18 protein-coding genes are annotated in these 22,750 nt (G+C 64.3%); 12 read left to right on the plus strand and 6 right to left on the minus strand.

Annotated elements, in window-relative coordinates:
• Window positions 1-32 precede the first annotated feature (32 nt).
• Both AC3WJR_RS08350 and AC3WJR_RS08355 read right to left on the minus strand, forming a co-directional pair.
• Entirely contained in the window at window positions 33-3,203 is a 3,171-nt protein-coding gene (locus tag AC3WJR_RS08350) for an efflux RND transporter permease subunit (RefSeq protein ID WP_492723886.1), read from the minus strand.
• Window positions 3,200-4,465, minus strand: coding sequence for a TolC family protein (locus AC3WJR_RS08355; protein ID WP_492723890.1), 1,266 nt, complete (start codon window positions 4,463-4,465; stop codon window positions 3,200-3,202). Before AC3WJR_RS08355 ends, AC3WJR_RS08350 begins: the two co-directional genes overlap by 4 nt.
• A 124-nt stretch (window positions 4,466-4,589) precedes the next feature.
• Between AC3WJR_RS08355 and AC3WJR_RS08360 the strand changes: the two genes are divergently transcribed.
• From AC3WJR_RS08360 to AC3WJR_RS08390, 7 genes are all read left to right on the plus strand, one after another.
• Window positions 4,590-5,267 carry a response regulator transcription factor gene (locus AC3WJR_RS08360; RefSeq protein ID WP_492723892.1) on the plus strand — a complete coding sequence of 226 codons (678 nt, stop codon included), beginning with the start codon at window positions 4,590-4,592 and terminating at the stop codon, window positions 5,265-5,267.
• Window positions 5,245-6,609, plus strand: coding sequence for a sensor histidine kinase (locus AC3WJR_RS08365; RefSeq protein WP_492723895.1), 1,365 nt, complete (start codon window positions 5,245-5,247; stop codon window positions 6,607-6,609). Before AC3WJR_RS08360 ends, AC3WJR_RS08365 begins: the two co-directional genes overlap by 23 nt.
• A 70-nt stretch (window positions 6,610-6,679) precedes the next feature.
• Entirely contained in the window at window positions 6,680-7,561 is an 882-nt protein-coding gene (locus tag AC3WJR_RS08370; protein ID WP_492723896.1) for a polysaccharide deacetylase family protein, read from the plus strand.
• A gap of 119 nt (window positions 7,562-7,680) precedes the next feature.
• Complete coding sequence (locus tag AC3WJR_RS08375) at window positions 7,681-9,036, plus strand: alpha/beta fold hydrolase (RefSeq protein ID WP_492723898.1); 1,356 nt, start codon at window positions 7,681-7,683, stop codon at window positions 9,034-9,036.
• On the plus strand, window positions 9,006-10,571 hold the full coding sequence (locus AC3WJR_RS08380; protein ID WP_492723900.1) for a GMC family oxidoreductase: 1,566 nt from the start codon (window positions 9,006-9,008) through the stop codon (window positions 10,569-10,571). Before AC3WJR_RS08375 ends, AC3WJR_RS08380 begins: the two co-directional genes overlap by 31 nt.
• 10 nt (window positions 10,572-10,581) lie before the next feature.
• Entirely contained in the window at window positions 10,582-11,385 is an 804-nt protein-coding gene (locus AC3WJR_RS08385; RefSeq protein ID WP_492723902.1) for an SDR family NAD(P)-dependent oxidoreductase, read from the plus strand.
• 258 nt (window positions 11,386-11,643) lie between these two features.
• Complete coding sequence (locus AC3WJR_RS08390; protein WP_492723904.1) at window positions 11,644-12,654, plus strand: SdiA-regulated domain-containing protein; 1,011 nt, start codon at window positions 11,644-11,646, stop codon at window positions 12,652-12,654.
• A 170-nt stretch (window positions 12,655-12,824) separates the two neighbouring features.
• On the opposite strand, the gene AC3WJR_RS08395 is transcribed toward AC3WJR_RS08390, so the two are convergent.
• From AC3WJR_RS08395 to AC3WJR_RS08405, 3 genes are all read right to left on the minus strand, one after another.
• Window positions 12,825-13,466 (minus strand): MOSC domain-containing protein, encoded by a 642-nt coding sequence (locus AC3WJR_RS08395; protein ID WP_492723906.1) that lies wholly within the window; start codon window positions 13,464-13,466, stop codon window positions 12,825-12,827.
• Between the two features lie 70 nt (window positions 13,467-13,536).
• Complete coding sequence (locus AC3WJR_RS08400; protein WP_492723908.1) at window positions 13,537-15,939, minus strand: bifunctional diguanylate cyclase/phosphodiesterase; 2,403 nt, start codon at window positions 15,937-15,939, stop codon at window positions 13,537-13,539.
• A 232-nt stretch (window positions 15,940-16,171) separates the two neighbouring features.
• Window positions 16,172-16,600, minus strand: a complete 429-nt coding sequence (locus tag AC3WJR_RS08405; RefSeq protein WP_492723910.1) for an HIRAN domain-containing protein — start codon at window positions 16,598-16,600, stop codon at window positions 16,172-16,174.
• A 51-nt stretch (window positions 16,601-16,651) separates the two neighbouring features.
• Between AC3WJR_RS08405 and AC3WJR_RS08410 the strand changes: the two genes are divergently transcribed.
• Together AC3WJR_RS08410 and AC3WJR_RS08415 are read left to right on the plus strand one after the other, a co-directional pair.
• Window positions 16,652-16,900, plus strand: a complete 249-nt coding sequence (locus tag AC3WJR_RS08410; protein ID WP_492723912.1) for a hypothetical protein — start codon at window positions 16,652-16,654, stop codon at window positions 16,898-16,900.
• A gap of 106 nt (window positions 16,901-17,006) precedes the next feature.
• The gene (locus AC3WJR_RS08415; RefSeq protein ID WP_354282662.1) at window positions 17,007-17,276 is read left to right on the plus strand and encodes a hypothetical protein; all 270 of its coding nucleotides are present in this window, start codon (window positions 17,007-17,009) and stop codon (window positions 17,274-17,276) included.
• On the opposite strand, the gene AC3WJR_RS08420 is transcribed toward AC3WJR_RS08415, so the two are convergent.
• On the minus strand, window positions 17,236-17,394 hold the full coding sequence (locus tag AC3WJR_RS08420) for a hypothetical protein (RefSeq protein ID WP_492723915.1): 159 nt from the start codon (window positions 17,392-17,394) through the stop codon (window positions 17,236-17,238). The genes AC3WJR_RS08415 and AC3WJR_RS08420 overlap by 41 nt on opposite strands.
• A 196-nt stretch (window positions 17,395-17,590) precedes the next feature.
• Between AC3WJR_RS08420 and AC3WJR_RS08425 the strand changes: the two genes are divergently transcribed.
• The 3 genes from AC3WJR_RS08425 (at window position 17,591) to AC3WJR_RS08435 (ending at window position 22,473) form a co-directional block, all read left to right on the plus strand.
• Entirely contained in the window at window positions 17,591-17,893 is a 303-nt protein-coding gene (locus tag AC3WJR_RS08425) for a hypothetical protein (RefSeq protein ID WP_492723917.1), read from the plus strand.
• Between the two features lie 399 nt (window positions 17,894-18,292).
• Window positions 18,293-21,496: a TonB-dependent receptor gene (locus AC3WJR_RS08430; RefSeq protein ID WP_492724230.1), complete on the plus strand. Its 3,204-nt coding sequence runs from the start codon at window positions 18,293-18,295 to the stop codon at window positions 21,494-21,496.
• A 227-nt stretch (window positions 21,497-21,723) separates the two neighbouring features.
• On the plus strand, window positions 21,724-22,473 hold the full coding sequence (locus AC3WJR_RS08435; RefSeq protein ID WP_492723919.1) for a FadR/GntR family transcriptional regulator: 750 nt from the start codon (window positions 21,724-21,726) through the stop codon (window positions 22,471-22,473).
• Window positions 22,474-22,750 lie beyond the last annotated feature (277 nt).

Consider the following 22,750-nt stretch of genomic DNA (forward strand, 5'->3'; position numbering starts at 1 on the left):
TTGACCGCAGGACCCGTTGGCGGTCCGTCCGCTCACTTGCCTGACGTCTTTGCCGTCGATCCTGACACCCGGACACTCAAGCGATAGAGGCTCGGCAACAGCAGCAGCGTCAGGATGGTCGAGGTGACGATCCCCCCGATCACCACCGTTGCCAGCGGACGCTGGACTTCCGCCCCTGCCCCGCTCGCGATCGCCATCGGAACGAAGCCGATCGCGGCGACGAGCGCGGTGGACAGGACCGGGCGCAACCGGTCGTGCGCACCTTGCCACACCGCCGCGTCGACCGGCAGCGGATCGCCATCGCGACCGTCGCGCAAGCTATTGATGTGATCTACCAGCACCAGCCCGTTGAGCATCGCGATCCCCGACAAGGCAATGAACCCGATCGCCGCGGTGATCGAGAACGGCATGCCACGCAGCCACAAGGCAAGCACCCCGCCGGTCACCGCGAAGGGGATGCCGGTATAGACGATCACCGCCTCCTTGATGCTGCCGAGCGCCGCGTAAACCAGCAGGAAGATCAGCAGCAGCGCGGCGGGAACGACGATCGACAGGCGCTTCTGCGCAGCCTCGAGCTGGTGGAACTGGCCGCCGAATTCGATCCGGTAGCCGGGCGGCAACTTGACCTGCCCGTCGACCGCGGCGCGCGCACGCGCGACATAGCCCGCAAGGTCGCTGGTCTTGAGATTGACCATCAGCGCCGCGCGGCGATTGCCGCTGTCGTGCAGGATCGGCTCGACCGTCCGCGTCTCGCGCAGCCGCGCGACGCGCGACAGCGGCACCATCCCATAGTCGCCGACGCGCAGCGGCAGCGCGAGGATCGCGGACGGATTTGCGCGCAGACCTTCGGCCATGCGGATCACGATCGCGTGGCGCGCCTCGTTGTGCGGGATGAAGCCGACCTCTGCCCCCGCCACCGCGTCGGTGATCGCCTGATTGACCTCCGCCGTGCTCAGGCCAAGCCGAAACAGCGCGGCGTGATCGAGTTCGACGACGATGCTCTTGGGCCGCCCCGCGGTCTCGAACTCGACACTCTCCGTGCCGTCCTGCTTTTCGAGGATTGCCTTGGCCTGTTTGGCGGCGCGTTCGAGCACGTCGTAATCGCCGCCGAAGATCTTGACCGATACGTCCGCGCGCACGCCCTCCAGCATCTCGTTGAAGCGCATCTCGATCGGCTGCGCGAACTCGAACGTCTGGCCGCGATAGACTTGCTCGCCGACCTTGCGGATCCCGGCAACCAGTTCGTCCTTGGTCCTGGGTGCGCCGTTCCCGGTCGGCCAGTCCTTCTGCGGCGCATAGAAGATATAGAGGTCGTTCTCGTTGGGCGGCATCGGATCGGTCGCCACCTCGCTGGTGCCGATGCGCGAGAAGGTATGCGTCACCTGCGGGAAGTGACGCTTGATCTGCCGCTCGGTTTCCTGCTCGATCGCAAGACTGCGTTCGAGCGACATGCCGACCGGTCGATAGACCATCGCGGTGATCGCGCCCTCGTCGAGCTGCGGGGTGAATTGCGAGCCGAGCGTCCGGAACACGCCGAACGTCACCGCCAGCAGCGCGACCGCACCGATCACGAGCAGCCACGGATGCGCGATCGCGCGCTCCAGTGCCGGCGCATAGCCGCGCTCCGCATAGCCGATCAGCCCCGTGTTCCGCCCGTCTTCCTTGTCGCTCGCGGGTGCGCGCAGCAGCCAGGCGGACAGCATGGGGACGATCGTGAACGTCCACGCCAGCCCGGCGACGATCGCGAGCATCACCGCCTGCGCCATCGGCTGGAACAGCTTGCCCTCGACCCCGCCGAGACTGAGGACCGGCACATAGACCAAAGCGATGATCGCGATCCCGAACATCGTCGGACGCGCGACCATCCGCGCGGCATCCGCCACGGTCGCGCGACGTTCCTCGGCTGTCAGATCCTCACCCTTGGCGCGGCGGCGTTCGGCGAGCAGCCGCAGGCTGTTCTCGACGACCACGATCGAACCGTCGACGATCAGCCCGAAATCGAGCGCGCCAAGGCTCATCAGATTGCCCGACACACCAATCGCGTTCATCCCCGTCACCGTGACGAGGAACGCGAGCGGGATGACCAGCGTCACGATCAGCGCCGCGCGCCAATTGCCCATCACGAACAACAGCACCAGCGCGACCAGCAGCGCCCCCTCCCCCAGGTTATGCTCGACCGTCGAGATGGTCCGGTCGACCAGCTCGGCGCGGCTATATTGCTGGTCGATCACCATGCCCTTGGGGAGCGCCGCGCGGATATCGGGGAGCGCCTGCGCGGCACGTAAAGCGACCTCGCGGCTGTTCTGGCCGACCAGCATCATCACCGTGCCGAGGACGGTCTCACGCCCGTTCTGCGTCGCCGCCCCCTGCCGCGGTGCCGCGCCGATGACGACATTGGCGACATCGCGCACCTGCAGCGGCAGGATGCCGCCTGCGAACTTGACCGGGATCGCGCCGATATCGGTCGCATTCCTGACGCGCCCGTTGGTCAGCACCGTAAAGCGCTCTGCCCCGCGCGCGATGATACCGCCGCCCGCATTCTCGACATTCTTGCCGACCGCCGCAGCCAGTTCGGCAGCGGTGACGCCGTGCATCGTCAGGCGTACCGGGTCAGGCTCGACGACGAACTGCTGCTCGAGCCCGCCATTGGTGTTGACGTCGGCAACCCCCGTCACCGCGCGCAGCATCGGGCGGACGGTATATTCCTGCGCCTCGTACAGCTCCATCAACTGGCGTTGCGGGTCCATCCCCGGCGGCGGGCGCTTCCATTCGAGCGTGTAATAATAGATCTCGCCCAGCCCGGTGGTGATCGGCGCGAGCTGTGGCGAGGCGCCCGGCGGCAACTGGTCGCGGACCGCGTTCAGCCGCTCGGTGACGAGCTGGCGCGCGCGCATCTGGTCGGTACCGTCCTCATAGATCAGCGTGACCTGCGACAGCCCGGTCTTGGTTAGCGCACGCGTTTCCTTGAGTCCGGGCTGCCCCGCCATCGCGCGTTCGATCGGCAGCGTCGCCAGCCGCTCGATTTCCTCGGGCGCGAGCGACGGGACCATCGTATTGACCTGAACCTGAACCCCGGTGATGTCCGGGATCGCATCGATCCGGAGTGTCGCGAACGCCCAGATGCCGATCACGGCAATCACCGCGGTGACGGCCGCGACAACCAGCCGGTACCGCGTGACGAGATCGAGCAGCCGGCCGATCATCGGACGAGCGCGGTGCCGCCGTTGAGCGCGCGCAACGACAGCAACGCCTCGAGCGCCTCGCGCCGGGTCGAGAGCAGCGCGTTGGTCGCCTCGACATAGGATTGCTGCATCTGCATGTACGTCGTCAGCGGGATCGCGCCGAGCCGATAGTTGCGGTCCGCATCCTCCGCCGCGCTGGCAAAGCTTTGCGACGACGTGCCGTCCCATTTGGTCAGCGCCTGCCGCTTGGCCTCATATTGCGCCGCCTGGTCGAACACGTCGCGCGCGATCCGCCGTTCCGCGTTGATCAGCGTCGCATTCGCCTGCGCCTGGCGCCCCTGCTCCACCGCGACATCGCCCGCCTGGCGATTCCACAAGGGGATCGTCGTCGACAGGCGCACGCCGTAATTGGTCTCGCGAATGTCCGAACGCGCGCGGTCGTAATAGGGCCCCACCCCCAGGTTCGGGATCCGCGCCTTGCGCGCAAGGTCGACGCGCAGCCCCTGCTGCTCGAACTGCGCGCGTAACGCCTTGAGCTCGAAATTATTGGCACTTGCGCGCTCCGCGAGCAGTTCGCTCGATCCCAGCGCGGGCAGGCTCATGTCGGGGCGCACGATCCGAATGCGCACCGCAAAGGCAGCGCCGCGCAACTGGTTGAGTTCGTACAGCGCCGAGTTCGCCTCGGCATCCGCCAGCGCCGCGGTGCGCTCCGCGCTGATCGCGCCTGCCTGCAACGATGCCGCCTCCAGCCGCGGCGCGGGGCCTGCGGGGTCGCGCGCGACGATGATCCGCGCAAGCCCGCGCATCCGCTCCGCGACGGTCCGCGCGACGTTCGCTTTTTCGTCTGCGGCGAACAGTGCATAGCCGAGCGTCCGCGCGCGCGCCGCGAGCGTCGCGTCGAACTGCTGCAGACCCATTTTGGCAAGGTCGACCTGTCGTTCCGCGATCGCGCGCCGCAAGGCGATGCGCCCGCCGAACTCGACCGGCTGGACGATCGACACCGCATAGGTCGTCCCCTCGCCCAGCGCCGCGCCGCTGGTGCGATCGTTCGCGTTGCGCTGGCCGAATTCGACCACCGCCTCGGGGTCTGCCCACCGCCCGGCGGCGGCGCGCTCGACCCCTGCGGTCTCGATCTGGCGCTGGTAGAATTGCCGTTCCGGATTGTTCGCGACGACATCCTGCGCCAGGCGGTCGAGCGACATCGTGGTGGTTTGACCCGACACCTGCGCGCCACTGACGGTAGGCAGCGCGACGATCGCCAGTCCGATAAGCAAATTTCGCATTGGTGATCCCATGACTTCGGGTCGGCGTTACGCAGCCGCCTCGTCATCCGTCGACTAAATCCTGGTTCAGAGTCTGAACTCCTATTCAGTTGACGGTGCCGTCCATAACCGGCGAAGCGGACGTGTGACGCACATTCTGCTCATCGAGGACGACGCGGGCACCGCGAACGAGATTGCGCTCGAGCTTGGCGCAAGCGGCTATGACGTCACGCATTGTGCGGTCGTGGCCGAGGGGCTTCGGGCCGCGCGGGGCGACGGCATTGATCTCCTCATCGTCGATCGACAGCTCCCCGATGGCGAGGGTCTCGACCTGATCCAGCAGTTGCGCGGCGAAGGCCGGCGCACGCCTGCGCTCGTGCTGAGCGCGCTCGGCAGCCTCGACGATCGCGTGCGGGGCTTGCGCGCGGGCGGCGACGATTATCTGCCCAAGCCGTTCGCGTTGATCGAACTCGTCGCGCGGGTGCAGGCGCTGTTGCGCCGCCCCAATGAATCGCGCGACACGCGGCTGATCGTCGGTCCGCTTGATCTCGATCTGCTGGGGGGTACCGCCACACGCGCTGGCCGCGCACTGGATTTGCTCCCGCGCGAACTCAAGCTGCTCGACTATCTCGTCCGTCGGCCGGGGCGGATCATTACCCGGTCGATGCTGTTGCAGGATGTCTGGGGGTATAGTTTCGAGCCCAACAGCAATGTCGTCGACGTCCATATGGGGCGCCTGCGCCGCAAGGTGGATGCCGAGGGTGAACTGCAACTGATCCGCAACGTCCGGGGGCAAGGCTATGTCTTCGACATGCTCGGCTGACCCGCGGCGGCGCGCGATATGGCGCTGGGGCGGCGCGATCGCGCTCCTGCTCGTCGCCCAGTCGATCGTGGTGGCAGGCCTGTTCTGGTTGCTCGCCTCTGGCGCCCACCGCCGTGAATCGGAGCGCAGTTTCCAGGAGGATTGCCGCGCGTTCGCGCAGCTTGCCGGTACGCTGCGGCGGTCGGAACTGCGCGAGGCGCTGACCCGCGACGTCCACCGCAATCGTTTCCTCGCGCTGTTCGCACGCGACGGGTCGCTGATCGCGGGCAATGTCGCGGCGTTGCCGGCGGCAACCGCGGTCGGCGCGGTGTCGTTCGTTGCGCCACTGCGCCCGACCGAGTTGCCGGGGAAGAACAGCGATGTCGCGCGGCTCGCGGTCTGCGCGATGCCCGACGGGACTCGCCTGCTGACCGGCGTCGACCTCGACGATTCGGAGGAAGCGCTGCGCGTCGTCGAACAGTCGTTGCTGTTCGGATTGCTGCCTGGTCTGCTGTTCGCGGTCGGGATCGGGCTGTTCGCGGGACGCCGCGCCGCACAGCAGGTCGACGCGGTTCGTTCGCTGACCGAGCGGATCGTCGCGGGCGATCTCGAGCGTCGGCTTCCGGTCGGGGAGAACCCCGACAGTTTCGGGCTGCTATGCGCCCATATCAACGCGATGCTCGACCGGCTCGAAACGCTGGTGCTCGACGTGCGCGGGGTCGGCGACGATATTGCGCACCAGCTGCGCACCCCGCTCACACGCCTGCGCGCGCGGATCGAGCGCGGGTTGCGCGATCCCGGCGACCGCGCTTCGGTCGAGGCCACCGCCGACGCAGCCCTCGCCGAGATCGACCAGTTGCTCGGGATCGTCGCCGCACTGTTGCGCATCCGCGAACTCGAGGACCATGCGCGCCGCAGCCGCTTCGCCACGGTCGACCTCGCCAGACTGGTGCGGGATGCGTGCGACCTCCACCGCCCGACCGCGGAGGACCGTGGCATCCACCTCACCTGTGATGTCGGCTCGGACGGCGTGGTCGAGGGCGATGCAAGCCTGTTGATCGAGGCGCTGTCCAACCTGATCGACAATGCGATGAAGTTCGGCCCCCCGGGCGGTCGCGTGACGGTGACGCTGGACCGGGAGCGGGGCTGTATGGTGATCGCGGTGGCCGACGACGGGCGCGGGGTCCCGGTGGGCGAACGCGCGCTGGTCACGCAACGCTTCTACCGCGGACGGCATGATTGTGAGGGTGCGGGTCTTGGCCTCAGCCTGGTCAAGGCGATCGCCGAGTTGCATGGATTCACGCTGCGCTTTGCCGACACCGGCAGCGTGGTGTCGCTGATCGGTCCAGCCCGCGCGGTCTGAACGCGCATTATGACAAGCTGTGCTGTCGAAGCATGTGGAGGCGTTCGGCCAGTTCGTGCGTTGCGGCGGAATGAGCACATCTTCCCATGACCGCTACGCCTGTCGCCCCATCATCGGACGTCCCGACTATGACTGGCCCGATGGCCGCCGCCTCGCCATCTACCTCGGCGTCAACCACGAGGTGTTCGATTTCGCGGGCGGGCTCGGGCCGGAACTGGCGCCCGCACAGACCGAGCCCGACGTGATGAACTACGCCTGGCGTGACTATGGCAATCGCGTCGGGGTGTGGCGGCTATTCGACCTGTTCGATCGGCTGGAACTGCGCACCACCGCGCTGCTCAACGCCGATGTCCTGGACCGCTGTCCCGGGCTGGCCGAGGCGTGCCGCGACCGTGGCGATGAAATCGCGGCGCACGGCGGCAGCAACGCCAAGGCGCAGGGCGCGCTGTTCCGTCCGCGCGAGAAGCATCTGATCACCGACGTGACCGAGCGGCTGGCGGCGCTTGGCGTGCGCCCGACAGGCTGGCTTGGCCCCTGGATCTCGGAAAGCCACGCCACGCCGGACCTGCTCGCCGCCAACGGCTATCGCTATGTCCTCGACTGGGCGCATGACGACCAGCCGACCCGCCTCGCAACCGCGCATGGCGGGCTGCTGTCCGTCCCGTATTCGCAGGAAATCAACGATTTACCCGCGATCATTGCGCGCAATCAGGAGGCAGAGACTTTTGCGTCGATGATCCGCGCAGGGGTCGAACAGCTGTTGTCCGAATGCGATCGGCGCCCGCTGGTCCTCGGCATCGCGCTGCACCCCTACATCATGGGACAGGCGCACCGTGTTCCCGCACTGGCGCGCGTGCTGACCGAACTGCGCGAAGCGGACGATCCGCGCATCTGGTGGACCATCGCGGGAGACATCGCCGCGCATGTCGAAGCGCACGACCTCGCGGTCTGATCCGGGGTGCTCCAGGGACCATCCGTTCCGCGAACCCGGTTTATTGCGTCCTTGCTCCATTCGCGCGGAACGGACCGGGCTTTGCAACGTCGGGCAGAAACCCGAATGTGTGAGGCTGCATGACACTACCGACGTTGGTCTTCCTCCACGCGCTTGGCGCCAGCGCGGGCGAATGGGCGCTCGTGACCGACCACCTGCCCGAGCATGACTGCATCGCGCTCGATCTGCCCGGGTTCGGCGATGCGGCGGGTGCCGGTTATGCCGATGTCGCCGCGATGGCGGACTGGCTGGCGGAGGAGATCCGCGCGCGGGCGCTGACCGCCTGCGTGCTGGTCGGCCACAGCATGGGCGGCAAGATCGTCACGCTGGTGGCGGCCCGCGCCAGCGCGGGGGAAATGGGTCTGTCGGGGGTTCTCGGCGTCGTGCTCGTCACGGCGTCGCCCCCCGCCCCCGAGCCAATGGACGAGGATCGCCGCGCCGAGATGATCGGCTGGTGTGCCGACGGCCCGCCCTCTCGCGACAATGCCGCCACCTTCGTCGACGCCAATACCGCCGCGCCGCTCCCCGACGTCCTCCGCGAACGCGCCATCGGTGATGTGCTGCGATCGAGCGGGGAAGCCTGGCGCGGCTGGCTCGAGCGCGGCAGTCGCGAGGACTGGAGCGCCGATGCGGGACAGATCCCCATCCCCGCCATGATCATCGCAGGTGCCGAGGACGGCGACCTGAACGAGGACGCGCAACGTCGGCACAATCTCCCGCATTACAGCACCGCCGCGATGCGGGTCGTCGACGACGCGGCGCACCTCATCCCCTATGAGCAGCCGCAGGCGCTCGCCACACTGATCGCGGAGCATGCGACCGCCGTGGCCAGCGCGATGCTGCCCGCAGACTTCGCCCGGATCCTCGGCTCCGACCGCGTCAGCGCGCGGACGCGCGCGGCGATGCTGGCCAGAATGCGCCCCCCTTCCCCCGCAACCGACGCGTGGACACCGGACCAGCACGCCGCCGTCGCAACGCTGATCGCGCATGTCCTGCCCGATTGCGGGGCCGACCCCGACCTCGCGCGCCGCATCCTGGACGGCATCGCGCAGGGCGGTGGCGACGGCTGGCGCTTTGCCGCCTTGCCGTCCGACACCGAGGCATGGCGCCGCGGAATAGCGACGCTCGACACACTGAGTGGCGGTTTCACCGCGCTCGACCGCGACGGGCAAGGCGACTGGCTGGACCGCATCGCCAGTGGCACGGCCGGCGTCGCGGACGACCCTGCGCACCTCTCGCCCAAGCAAATGACGCTGTGGTTCGAGGACGTTCGCGCGGAGATCGCGCGGACATGGATGGCGCTCCCCGCGACGATGGCGGCGATCGGCTATGACGGGTTCGCCGTCGGGGGCGATGGGCGCCGCAAGCAGGGCTATACCAACACCCGCGCCGACGATCCCGAAGCATGGCAGGATCGCCCGGGAGACCGGTCGTGACGGCGGCGCGCTACGCCGGCACGGACAGCGTCGACGCCGTCGTCATCGGGACGGGTGCAGGCGGCGCACCGCTCGCAGCACGACTTGCGAAGGCTGGCCTGTCTGTCGTCGCGCTCGAGGCAGGCCGCGCGTTTCGCCCCGACGACCACGTCCCCGACGAGACCGCCGCCGACATCTACTGGATGGAGGAACGGCTGAGCGGCGGGGAGACGCCGACTGCGTTCGGTGCGAACAATTCGGGGATGGGCGTGGGTGGGTCGACACTCCACTGGGGCGCGTTCTGCCCCCGCCCCGACCCGCGCGACCTGCAACTCAAGACGCTGACCGGCGAAGGGGCCGATTGGCCGATCGACCATGCCGAACTGGTCCGCTACATCGAGGAAGTCGAGCAGTTCACCGGCGTATCGGGTCCGACCCGCTATCCGTGGAATGCAGGCCGCCGCTACGCCTATCCGCCGGTGGCGCGCAATGCGTCGGCCGATGCGATGGCGCGCGGCTGTGCGGCGGTCGGCATCACCGCAACCGATGCGCCCGCCGCGCTGGTCTCGCGCGACCACGATCAGCCTCACTGGGGGCAACGGCAAGCCTGCGTCAATTGCGGCGCGTGTCACCAGGGGTGCCGCAACGCCGCCAAGACGAGCATGGACACCACCTACCTGCCGCTCGCCGCAGCACATGGCGCCGAGATCCGCCCCGGCTGCCGCGTGCTGTCGTTCGAGTTCGACAGCGCGGGGCGGATCACCGCCGTCGTCTACCAGACCGACGGGCAAGAGCATCGCCAGCGCTGCGGCGCGGTGTTCCTGTGTGCAGGCGGGATTGAGACGCCGCGCCTGCTGCTCAACCTCGGGATCGCCAATGCGAGCGGACAGGTCGGGCGTAATTTCATGGCGCATGTCGCGACGCAAATCTGGGGTCGGTTCGACGCCGACATGCGGATGAACCGCGGCTATCCCTCGTCGCTGATCAGCGAGGACATGATGCGCCCGGGGGATGCAGGCTGTGCAGGCGGGTATCTCATCCAGAGCCTTGGCGTCCTGCCGGTCAATCTCGCCACCGGACTCGCGCGCGGTGCCGGAATGTGGGGGGAGCGGCTCCAATCCACCTTGCGCCAGTATAACCGGATGGCGGGGATCGGGATCAACGGCGAATGCCTGCCCCATGCCGACAACTTGCTCACATTGGCGGACGAGACCGACGCCTTCGGTCATCGCAAGGCGCGGATCGACTTCAGCTATCACGCCAACGAACTGGCGATCGATCGCCACGGGCGGCGCACGCTGACCGGGATCTGGCAAGCAGCGGGCGCGCACGACATCGTCGCGGTCGATCGCTCCGCGCACACGATCGGGACGTGCCGGATGGGGCATGACGGCGATACGGCAGTGGTCGATCCGGACGGGCGCAGCTTCGATGTCCCCAACCTGCTCGTCTGCGACAATTCCATCTTCCCCAGCGCGCTGGCGGCCAACCCTGCGCTCACCACCATGGCGCTGTCGCTGCGCACCGCCGACCGTTTTCTCGCATCGCATCATTGAGGAGTATGTCATGGATCTGGGTATCAAGGACCGTATCGCGCTGATCAGTGGCGCGGATTCCGGAATGGGCAAGGAAACTGCGCGCTTGCTGCTGGAGGCCGGGGTTCGTGTCGCAATCACCGATCAGCCCGGGGGCACGTTGGACGCAGCGCTCGCTGAATTATCGTCGCTCGGCGAGGTGATCGCCGTTACCGGTGACGTGACAAAGCCCGACGACGTCCGTTCGATCTGGGCGGAGGTGCGCGAGCGGCTCGGCAACCCGGACATTTACGTCAATGCCGCGGGCGTGACCGGCGCGACCGGCGACTTCCTCGAGGTCGACGACGCCGGCTGGCAGCAGACGCTCGACATCAACCTGATGGGCGCGGTGCGGATGTGTCGCGAGGCGATCCCGGCGATGCGCGAGAGCGGCTGGGGCCGCATCGTGCTGTTCGCTTCGGAAGATGCAGTACAGCCCTATATCGACGAGCTCGCCTATTGCGCGTCGAAGGCGGGGATCCTCAGCCTCGCGAAAGGTCTGTCCAAGGCTTACGGCGGCGACAACGTGCTCGTGAACACCGTTTCCCCTGCCTTCATCGCCACCCCGATGACCGACACGATGATGCGCAAGCGCGCCGAGGAACGCGGCGAAAGCTTCGATGCGGCAGTCGAAAGTTTTCTGGAGGAAGAACGCCCGGGAATGGTGCTGAAACGGCGCGGACGTGCCGAGGAAGTGGCGTCAGCCGTCGTATTTCTGTGCTCGGAACGCGCGAGTTTCATCAACGGGGCGGGGTTGCGGGTCGATTCCGGGTCGGTCTTCACCATCGCCGGATAGGCGGGACATGTCGCGGGGTGGCTCCGTTGTAGCGGAGCCACTTCAAGCACTGGTGCAGCGACTTTGATGGGCAGGATCGCCAGGGGTCTTCCCGCCATATCGTCGACCCATTCCAACGAATATAATGGACTGCGCAAAATACCCCGTAATTTACGACCGTTAACCATGTTGTAATTCGCGTGTCACGCTCAGCGACGATGGCAGTGCAATCCCCTCAGCCGAGAGGGTGTTGGGCCGTAAGTTGATACCGGGGTGGCTATGAAGACCAAGTTTCTCAGCGCGAGCGTCGCAATGTTCGTCGCAACTGTTGCTCCGGCGCACGCCGCTAACCTGCTCGGCAATTACGCCGTCAGCTACGCCAAGGCGATCGACACCAAGGAAGCCAGCGCTGTTGCCTATAATTGGGATACGCGGACGCTGATGGTCACCAACGATGAGGAAGACAGCAACGGTCGCAGCATCTGGGGCGAATATGATCTGAACGGCAACAAGACCGCGACCATTTCGCTGTCCGGCTGCCTTTCGCTGGGCAACGCGCAATGCGATCCGGAAGGTCTGACCTACGTCGGTAACGGCCAATATGTTGTCGCCGAGGAGCGGTATCAGGATATCGCGCGGATCAGCGAGATCGGTTCGGTGGGCGGCACGCGCAATTACACTGCCTATCCGGACGCCCCCACGGTCAGCATCGGGCCCAATGCAGGCAACAGCGGCCTGGAAGGAATTGCCTATAATCGCGTTACGGGCGACTATTTCGGCGTCAAGGAAACGTCGGCGCAAACGATCTACAAGATCACCGGCGTCGACTTCGACAGTGAAACCGCCAACGTCACCACGCTGTTCAATCCGGCATCGCTTGGACTGGACCGTCTGTCCGACATCGCGGTTCTGTCGAACGGGGTGTTTGGAGCGACCGCCTTCGGGGACAACCTGCTGATCCTCAGCGGCCGGTCGTTCAAGTTGCTCGAGGTGACCCAGACCGGGTCCATTGTCAGCAGCTACGATCTGTCCAGCTTCCGGTCGCTGGTCGACCCCGCGAATGAGGGCGGCAAGTTCGAGGGCATGACCCTTGATGAATCGGGGAACATCTATCTGGTCAGCGACGATGGGGACGGTCCCAACCAGTCGTATCTCGTCAAGCTTGCCTATATCGGAGCGGTACCAGAACCGACGACCTGGACGATGATGATCCTCGGATTTGGTCTGGTCGGTTCGAGCATGCGTCGTCGTCAGAAGGCCCTGCAGCCATCCCCCCGACGGTCGGTTTAAACCTCGAAGGGTAGCTCGACCTGATTTGGCAAACGTTGAACGCGAGCGCCCCGGTCATCGTCGAACGGCGACGTCCGGGGTCGCCGGCAGTTAGCAGCGTTAGCGGAGGACGGTCGTGCCAATCGTGGCGGAGATGAGCAGCAATGGCCTCTTGGAGTCCAACTGCATCATCAATAGCGGTTCGAGGTAACGAAGCCCTTCCGCAGCGACGATGCCAACTCAGGCATCCGCGCCAGTTCCGCTACTTCCGCTGCGGTCGCCGCAGCACCGTTCACGATCGCAACGAGGCGGGCGAAGGGAAACGCCTGCGGACGATCGAGCAGCTGTACGTCGTCGCCCCCGCAGAGCGTACCCGTCTCGAGGACGCGGTAGTACCAGCCGGAACGACCGCTTCGCAAAAACGCGCGCGGCATCTTCGCATCGCCGAAGTAGGCGGCCAGCTTGAAGCACGGCTGGCGCGGCTGGCACACCTGCACCGTGACAGTGCCAATCCGGTGCACATCCCCGATGCACAGATCTGCCTCGGCCACGCCGGCGATCGTCAGATTCTCTCCCATTCCGCCGGGAACGAGCAGGTTGGCATGCTGTGGGATTTCGCTGCGCCACGTGGCGTAGTGGCTCGCCGCATATCCGTACACGGCCTTGTCGGGGCCGCCGTGCACCGAGAGGTCAGCCTGTTCGTCACCCATCAAGCCGAGCGCTGACACCGTTACCGGTTCGACGCGGGTCTGTTTGACGTACCCGCTTGGAACATGCTGCGGCCCCAAGGGGGTTACCCGGCCAACGCGAACTGCTTCAAGCCTCATCGCCATGGTTATACCCCTTGCCCCTCACCCGTCGCGTGTAATTGGGTAGACCTAACTATGGGTCGGCGATCGGAGGTCAATGCAGGATGCACGTCCTGACCTGGTTTGACGTCGCACTTTCCGCACATAGGTCGGCGGCACTATCGGCATCCATTGGCACGTTGAAGAAGTACCCCTGCACGGCATCGCATCCACATGCAGCCAAGGTCTCCAATTGTGCCTGTGTCTCGACCCCTTCGCCAGTGGTGCTGACACCCAGCGCCTTCGCCATGTGAACGATCGCTTCGAGAACCGAACGCGCCCCTGCATCGGAGGGTGCGGCCCGGACAAATCCCTGGTCGATCTTGACGCAGTCCAGGTGAAATTCTCGCAAATGCGCGAACGAGGAGTACCCCGTTCCAAAATCGTCCATCGAAACGCGGATGCCGGTGTTCCGCAAAGCCCGCAATACAGCAGCGATCTGATCGCTGTCATCCACCAACGCAGTCTCCGTCAGTTCGATTTCGACGCGCAAAGGGGTAACCCCCGTTTCGGCAAGGATTGCAGACAGGTGCTCCGGGAACAGATTGTCGCGCAGTTGAACCGGCGAAGCGTTGATGCAGATGCGAATGGCTTCGGGCCAGCGCGCAGCCTGCCTGCACGCCTCTCGACTGACCCATCGCCCGATTTCCCGGATCAGGCCGGTCTCCTCGGCGACGGGTATGAAATCCGCTGGAGAAACAACGCCCCTTACCGGGTGGTGCCAGCGAACCAATGCCTCGAACCCGATCAATGCGCTGCCATGCCGCTGGCCGCTCGGGTTGACGCGATAGATCGGTTGGAATGCCAGACGGAATTGTTCGTCTTCCAGCGCGGTACGCAAATCGGACTCGATCTGTACCCGCTGCAGCGCCGCTTCGCGCATACCGGCCTCATACCCGCGATAGTGGCCTCGTCCCAACGCCTTTGCCCGGTACAGCGCCAGATCAGCATATTGGACGAGGAGCGACGGGCACGCGGTATCGAACGTCGAGGCATATCCGACGCTACAGCCGACGATCACACTCCCCCCTGTCACTTTGATGGGCGCGGAGAGGTGGGAGATGATCCGGCGGCACAACGCCGTCACATACGCTCTGTCATCGGATAGCACGATGACCGAAAACTCGTCCCCAGCCATTCGCGCAACGAAATCCTCGCGTTCACACAAGGAGCGCAGGCGGTGGCCGATCGTCACCAGCAGATCGTCTCCGGCGCTATGCCCAAGCGTATCGTTGACGTTTTTGAAGTGATCGAGATCGATCAGAATCAGGAACGCTCCGATGTTCTGCATGAATATGTCTTCGAGCGACTTTTGAAACTGTCGGCGGTTTGGCAGCGCCGTCAAATCGTCCTCGAAAGCCAGACGTTCGATCTCTTTTTGCGCACGGCGTTCCGCGGTTATATCATCGTACGTCAGAACGGCTCCACCGCCTAGAATAGGACGGCAAGCCACGCTCACCGTACGTCCATCATCAAGATCATGTTCCAGATACGTGACATCGGGCGCGGAAAACCACCGCTCGTGATTGGCTTTGACACGCGCCAGACGTGCTTCATTCCATCCAAGAACCGGTGCAACATTTGTCAGGTAGAGACGCCACGACATGCCGACGTGGATCGCGTCGCTTTCCAGGCCAAATATCGCAAGCGCTCGATCGTTGAAGAGCTGAATACGATCGTCCGCTCCGATAAAAACCAGTCCGTTGGACATGTTGTTGAGGGCAGTCGAGAGGAGGACCCGATGGCGCGTCTGATCAGCCAGTCTTGCTTGGTAATTTACGGCATATCCGGTCATGATGCACAGGATCAGCACGACGGCACCAATCGAAACTGCCAGCCAGGAATTGCTCAGGTCGTTGACCGACTGATAGCGCACGTGAATGTCGCTGACTGCAACCGTCCCGAAGTGAATGATGCATACGGCGATCGTAACCAGGGCGATCCTGAGCGCGCGCAAGTGGTCGGGGCGCACGGAGAACGCCAGGCCCATGACGACGCTCCCGAGCGCAGTCACCATCAATGTTTCACCGAGCGATGAAGCTATCGTGCAATTGGTAATTGCCGACATTCCGATGACGTGCATCGCGCCCACCCCAAAGCCACCCAGCGCACCGCATATCGCTCTGTACACTGGCCTTCCAGTTAGCGCCGTCAGGGAGATGGGAACCCCGAAAGCCACCATAGCCGCAAGCGCAGACGTTATCGTCAGCAGCGGATCAAACGAAAGGGCGAAGTCCAGACGCAGGCCGAGCGTTGCCGTGAAATGGGTAGCCCAAACGGCAAGCCCTGCGACGCACCCTGCCCCGATCATCTTGCGCACACGCCGTTGCGGCGTCGCCAAGCGCGCCAGATCAAGCAATGCCAACATCAGCCAGGATGAAACGGCACAGACTGTCAATGCCGCCAGGATCAGCAGGAGCGAGTGCTCAAGAGACAAGTTGACCAGCACACCGACCATATTCAACCCCAATCGACGCGGGGTTAATTAGTACATTTAAACAAATACTTAAATGAGCCATTGATGGCATTCATCGTGACGTACGCGTAAAACCCGGCGGACTGCCTAACAAATGTTCAGCAAAGGATCGGTCACAGGATATTTTTCGCAGGAGCAAATGGGTAAAAGACGCGGGATATGGAAACGGTTGATCCGTGGGACTTATTTGACGGCGCCGCGATTCACGACCTTATTAGGCACCCCACTCGCTCCCCTCATCGTCCGGATAGAATGCATCCGGTTCCGAAGCGCTTGTTGGGCGGCGATGACGCACGGACGCGGGGGAGGCCTCCCGGGCTGTCGTCGGCAATGTCGGCGCTCCACCGCCGAACCGCACGCGAATGAACGCCAATCCGCCATCCACACCTTGAAAGATCGCTTCGAGATCCCCGCCCCGGCTCATTCGCCCACCGATATAGGGGGCCCGCTCGGCGCTGAGGCAACCGATCTGCACGCCGCGCGGGCTGATCACCGCGATAGCGTTGCTATCGTGTTTGTTCTTCGGCTCGGGGATGAGCGCCACCGGTTCGCCCGGCAGCGTCATCATTGCCTCGGAACGCCGATTGCTGCCGTCGCCGTTCGGAAAGTCTATGCCGACAACGGCGAGCGTCAGTTCCTGCATCGCGCTGATTTAGGGTCTTGCAGCTAGCCACGAAAGCCATAGGTTCAGGCCATGGCCGCATTCGACGACACTTTCGATCCGGAATTGGGTGCGGCGTGCAACCGTCTCGCAGCGTGGGTCGAACCCTTGGCGGAAGGCACCGTTATCGATCCGACGTCCCGCCTTACCGAGCGCGACCTTGCGCTGATCCTGCGGCGTCTCCATGCGACCCGGATGGTGAGGCAGGACGATCAAAATCCCGTCGAGCATCGATCACCGCCGATTGGTCGTGCGTCGGTCCCGATTACCGTCAAAGGGTGACCGCGTGGGTCGTGCGCCCGCAGTGTCACCGCGTATGCGTTTGGAAAAATGGTTCATACTATGAGTTGCAAGCTCGATCGCCGTCACGCCGTGTTAGGGTCGCTCCATGGGTGACATCGAACGGCAAGTTCCGGCGGGATTGATTGAACAGTGGGCTGTTCATCTGAGGCGTCAACGATCGCGGGCAGCAGACACGATCTGGCTGCTGGATAACGGTTTCACGATCCACGATGGCCGCAACGGCGTGCCGACGGAAGAGGCGACCGCCCGGGTCCGGGCAGAGCAGCAAGCCGTCGTTACCGAAGTGACGGCACTACTGGACCAGTATGATGCGATCAATCTGCGCGGGTCCCAGCTTGAACCGGATGCCCGCTAAGGAAGGGTCCGACCGTGGGGTCGCCATTGTCGGTGGCGACGATCTCGCCCGGCCCCTCTACCGCAAACCGCACCGCGCGGTGATCCGTCGGCACGAAGCCCCCGTTCGCGTCGTTCAACGCAACGCTGACCTACACGAGATCCTTGCCGTCGTTATGCAAGGTCGATCGGTCGGCCACTGCGGCAATGCGCGCTGCCGCACCGACCACCGCAGCGGTAACGACCTCCGAAAGGCCGCCCCCACGCGCGCTCAAATAGCCACCCCGAGCGCTTCCGCAACGGTGAAGATGTCCCTGTCGCCACGCCCGCACAGTCGTGCGGAAGGCTGACGGACGTCCAGCCCGCATCGTCGAAACGGCTGCCGACATAGGGAACGTCGCCACCGGGATTGCCTTGCGGACGGTGATGCCGGCGCGCGGGATCATGAATGAAGGCATTTCCGCTTGGCAGGATGTAGGGGCGCGGGACGCCCTTGCGGACCACCGTGTCCGAATCATCCATGACGCCGGCATCGAAATCCGCGCCATCGGGTCGCAGCTTGAGTTCGGGGAGGACTTCGTAGCGGAGATCGGCAGTACCGGGGGGGATAACCGCGATGGAACTTCCACCCGTCGTTGATCGACGTCCGAACGCGCTGCGCAAGGCTTAGAGAGCTTACTAAAACGCTCCACAATGATGCTCCGATCGTCAATAAAACGGCTGATCGCTGCTGCTTTCTGCGCGCAAACGCCATTGACTCGACTGGAATTCGCTGTGGTTCGGTACGAATTCGGCCGCCCTTATCGAATCCTGTCAGGCCAATTGCCGGATTCTCCTACAAGCGCTAAATGGTTTCTCAAGAACGCCCCGCACAATCGTTTGCATTATTGGCCAGACAAAAGATGGTTGACCAATATCCCACCTCGCGATAGCACCCGTCTGTCAGATAACGGTGCCGGAGAGCATCGTTTCTTGGAGGGGTAAGAAATGATAGCGCTATCGAGGTTTCATCGGGTTGGTACGTGGTCTTCGTTGCTGATGGCCTCCGCGGCATGGCCCGCGATGGCGAGTGCCCAGGCTGTTCCGGTCGCGCCCAATACCTCCCCTCAGGCGGCCACCACCCCGACATCGGCAGCATCGACCGCTGCGAACACCACAACGACCACGGCGCAGGACGGCGCTGGTCAAACCGCACCGACGGCGATGGACGAGACGGGACAACCACCGGCGGATCCGTCGGCAACGGGTAACAACGACATCGTCGTGACCGGCTATCGCGCATCGCTGCAAAGCCAGACCAACGCGAAGCGCAATTCGATCGGCTTCACCGACACCATTTTCGCCGAGGACATCGGCAAGTTCCCCGACACCAACATCGCGGAATCGGTCAACCGTATTCCCGGCGTGACGATCAGCCGCGAAGTCACCGGGGAAGGATCGAACGTCGCCATTCGCGGGCTCGGCACCAACTTTACGCGTGTCCTGCTCAACGGTGCGCCCGTTGCGATCGCGTCCGTCCGCTTCGACGCGCAGAGCACCAACCGCGAAGTCGACCTGGACCTGATCCCGACCGAACTGTTCACCCAGCTGACCGTCAGCAAGTCTCCGACGGCGAGCCAGATCGAGGGCGGCGCAGCCGGTACGGTCAACCTCCGCTCTGCACGGCCGTTCGACAACCCGAAGCCTTACATCAGCTACGGCTTGCAGGGATCGAAGGTCAGCAGCGCCGACCGCTGGGGCTATCGTGGCTATGCATTGGCCAGCGCGACCTTTGGCGACTTCGGCGTCCTCGTCGGCGGCGCGGCCGTCAAGAACCGGTTCCGGGTCGACGGCTTCGAGACGATCGGTTGGACCAACCCGAACCTTACCGCCGCGCAAAACACCGGCAGCACGCGCAATGCCACCGGCGGCGGCAACTTCTCGATCCCGGGTACCGTGCCTGCGAATGCCGGCAATGGCCTGACGCGCGGCACGGTCATCGATCAGGCGTTCCTGCTTGCCAACAACCCCGGTGCGAGCATTACGCAGATCGACAATGGCCTCCTGCCACGTCTGGGCCGTCCGCGTACCGAAATCGGCGAACGCACGCGCTATAACGGGTTGGTTTCGCTGGAGTGGCGGCCAAGCAACGCGTTCCACTTCTACCTCGACGGCATGTACGCCACGCGTGATACGGACTTTACGCGTACGTCGATGGCGTGGGCAGTCCGCAACGGTGCCTCCATTCCGATCAACACCACCTACGACAAGAGCGACTGCACGAGCGGCTGCACGGTTACCGGCGGCACCTATGCCAATTCGCAGTTCTTCCTCGAATATCGTCCCTACAAGGACCGGCAGGACTATTGGGGCATCAACCCCGGCACCGAGTTCATCATCAACGATTTCATCAAGGGTGACTTCCAGGCCAACTACACCAAGAGCACTTTCCGGCGTGAGAGCCCGACTGTCCTGGTCATCACGCCGCCGAGCAGCGGCTTGACCGCGACCTACGCCAACGATGGCGGCATCCCGAGCATTACCAGCAACGTCGACCTCAACAATCCGGCCAGCTTCGGCTGGGCTGGCGGTGGCCGTGTCAACCTTAACGGTGAAGAGCGCGAGACCGAAACCCGCGGGATCCGTGGCAGCCTGTTGTTTGGTGACGAAAAGCGTTTCAGCGTTCGGGTCGGCGGGGCATATGACGACACCAAGCGGCGGATCACCCCGTTCGACAATACGAACCCGTGGCAGGCCGCGGTCTGCGGAAACAATCCCAACGTCGTTCTGCCGGGCCCGAACCGGCAGCCGACCTGCGATGGCACCAATCAGCCGGGCACGGCAGCGCCCGCAGGCTACCCGACCTATGCCGGATACGGCACCGGTTTCTCGACCGGGGCCCCGCCCCTCGTTTACGGCGGCTCGATCGTCCCGACGTCCGCCCTGCCCAACTATCTCACGCCCGGCAGCAATGGCTACATCACGGTCGACTGGAACAAGTTTCGCCAGGCGACGGGCTATGACACATTGCTCGCCGGCGCGACCGAAACCGGATCGGGCAGCAGCGGCGCGAATGGTGGTCTGATCCGTGAGAAGGTCACCGGTACCTTCGCGGAAATGAACGGCATTTTCGATATAGGCGCGGATGACACGCTACGGCTGAACGGCGGTGTGCGCTATGTCCAGACGACACAGATCGTGGGTGGCCGCACGAGCGTGCCGAACCCGCTCAACGTCCGTGGCGGTGTGACCTGCCCGGGATCGAGCCCCGGGTTCGCGCTGGACGGCTCCTGCTATCCGGTCCTGGTCAACTTCGCGGAAACGCGGCGCACCTATTCGAACTTCCTGCCCTCGGCGAGCATCGCCTACAGTTTCGGTCGCAAGGCCGTCGCGCGTGGCTCGATCTCGCGGACGATGACGCGCCCGGATCCCAACCAGCTGTTGCCCGGCGCGTCCTTCACGTCGCCATCGGCGGATGTCGGCACGCTCGGAAACAACGCGCTTGATCCGTATATCTCGGACAACATCGATCTCGGGTTCGAATATTATACCGGCGGAGAAGGCGTGATCGCCTTTGCGGCATTCCGCAAATCGATCACCGGGTTCACCATCAACGGCATCAATACCGTGCCCTTCTCGACGCTGGAACCGTTTGGCATCACCTTCGCGACGCTGACTCAACAACAGCAGCTGGCATTGCAATCGCGCGCGACCCCAGGTCAGGCGCCCGAGCAAATTCCGGTCCAGATCCAGCAGCAGGTCAATGCCGACGGCAAGCTCAAGGTCAACGGGCTGGAGTTCCAGATCACCCAGCCGCTCGACTTCGTCACCCGGTTGGTCGGCGTGACCGGGTTCGGCGTGCAGGGCAACCTGACGCTGATCGATCAGCAGGGCCAAGGCCAGGTTCCGGCGGTCGCGCTGGGCGTCGCGCCCGTGACCTATACGGCCACAGGCTATTACGAGGGCAACGGTCTGTCCGCGCGATTGACCTACACCTATAACGAGGGATCGGTGCAGTCCGGCCTGAACCAGAACGGCCTTCCCGCCGCGGCCATCATCGGCCGCGACTACGGACAGCTGGACTTCTCGGGCAACGTCGATCTCGGCAAGATCCTGAAGAACGACTATTTGCCGACCGTGGTGCTGAACGTGATCAACATCACCAAACAGGCGCAAAGCTCGTACTTCCAGTACCCGAATGCGACGTTCAACGAATATAATCCGGGACGCACCATATTGGTCGGTATCCGGGGTCGTTTCTGATCCCGGGTTGCTAGCCTGACGCACTCCTCCTTGCGCCGCTCCCCGAAAGGTGGGCGGCGTCTTCTTTTGGCACGCCAGAACCGCACGCTTTGCCTGCCTTGCAGGGATAATGCGATGATATGTACGATGCAATTCAATGGGGGTAAGCAGGCGGTCCGCGAGAGATATTCGGGAATGCCTGTCGGAAGGCCTTCTGAACCCCTCCGCGACGGTTGATAGTGGGTGAGATGACAGTTTTGAAAACGGGCCGCCTTTACGCGCAGGTCGCACGACAGATCTCCGAAGACATCACCGCGGGCCGGGTCGCGGTTGGAGCGCGATTGCCGTCGGAACGCGAGTTGTCCGAGCGTTTCGAAGTATCGCGGCCGACGGTTCGCGAGGCGCTGATCGCACTCGAAGTCGACGGTCTGGTCGAAATCCGCATGGGTTCGGGCGTTTACGTCACCGCGCGGACGCCGCTGGGCGGTAAGTTCTCCCCCATCGGGGTCGGCCCGTTTGAATTGCTGGAAGCGCGTCGCGCCATCGAAGGCGAAACCTGTGCCATCGCGGCGACCCGCGCCGAGCCCGAGGACTTGAGTAAACTCAAGCAATTGTTCGATAAGATGGCCGCGGCAGGCGCGAATGTCGCGCTGGCGGAGTCCTACGACCATCAGTTCCATGTCCATATCGCGCAGATGACCCGCAACAGCGCGCTGAGCGGCGCGGTCGAGGGATTATGGGAAGCGCGCATGGCGTCGCCGCAGGAAAAATCGCTGTCGCGCAAGGCGCATCTGGCCGGCGTAGGCCCGAAGATCGAAGAACATCTCCCGATCCTCGAAGCGCTGCTGGCGCACGATCCCGAGCAAGCCCGCGCGGCCATGCGCGCGCATCTCGACAACGTCCTGCGCGATTTGATCGTGGCAACGGAGGTGCAGGAAAGCGCCGCCTTCGACGCCAAACTCAACGCGCGCCGAAAACTGTTTCTAGGAACCGCCTGACCCCCCACTGGAGCCTTACGACGCCGGAACTGGCCTGACGAAAGTACCCCCTATTGGTTTGACAATTCGTGCAAGGTTTGCCCAAAGAAAGGCGAGGCATCGTCCAAAGTGCCACGAGCGAGGGGTTCCGCCTAATGATCCGCACAATCCAAGTAGTTACCAGTGGTGGTGCGTTTCTGGTCAGCGCCCCTGCCCTCGCCTGCATGAGCCCCGTGTCCGTCTGTTCACACAACGTCTCGGGTGCCATTGCCCTCGCAAGCCAATCGCAACCCACGAC

The organism is Sphingomonas sp. FW306-05-A, assembly GCF_058782275.1.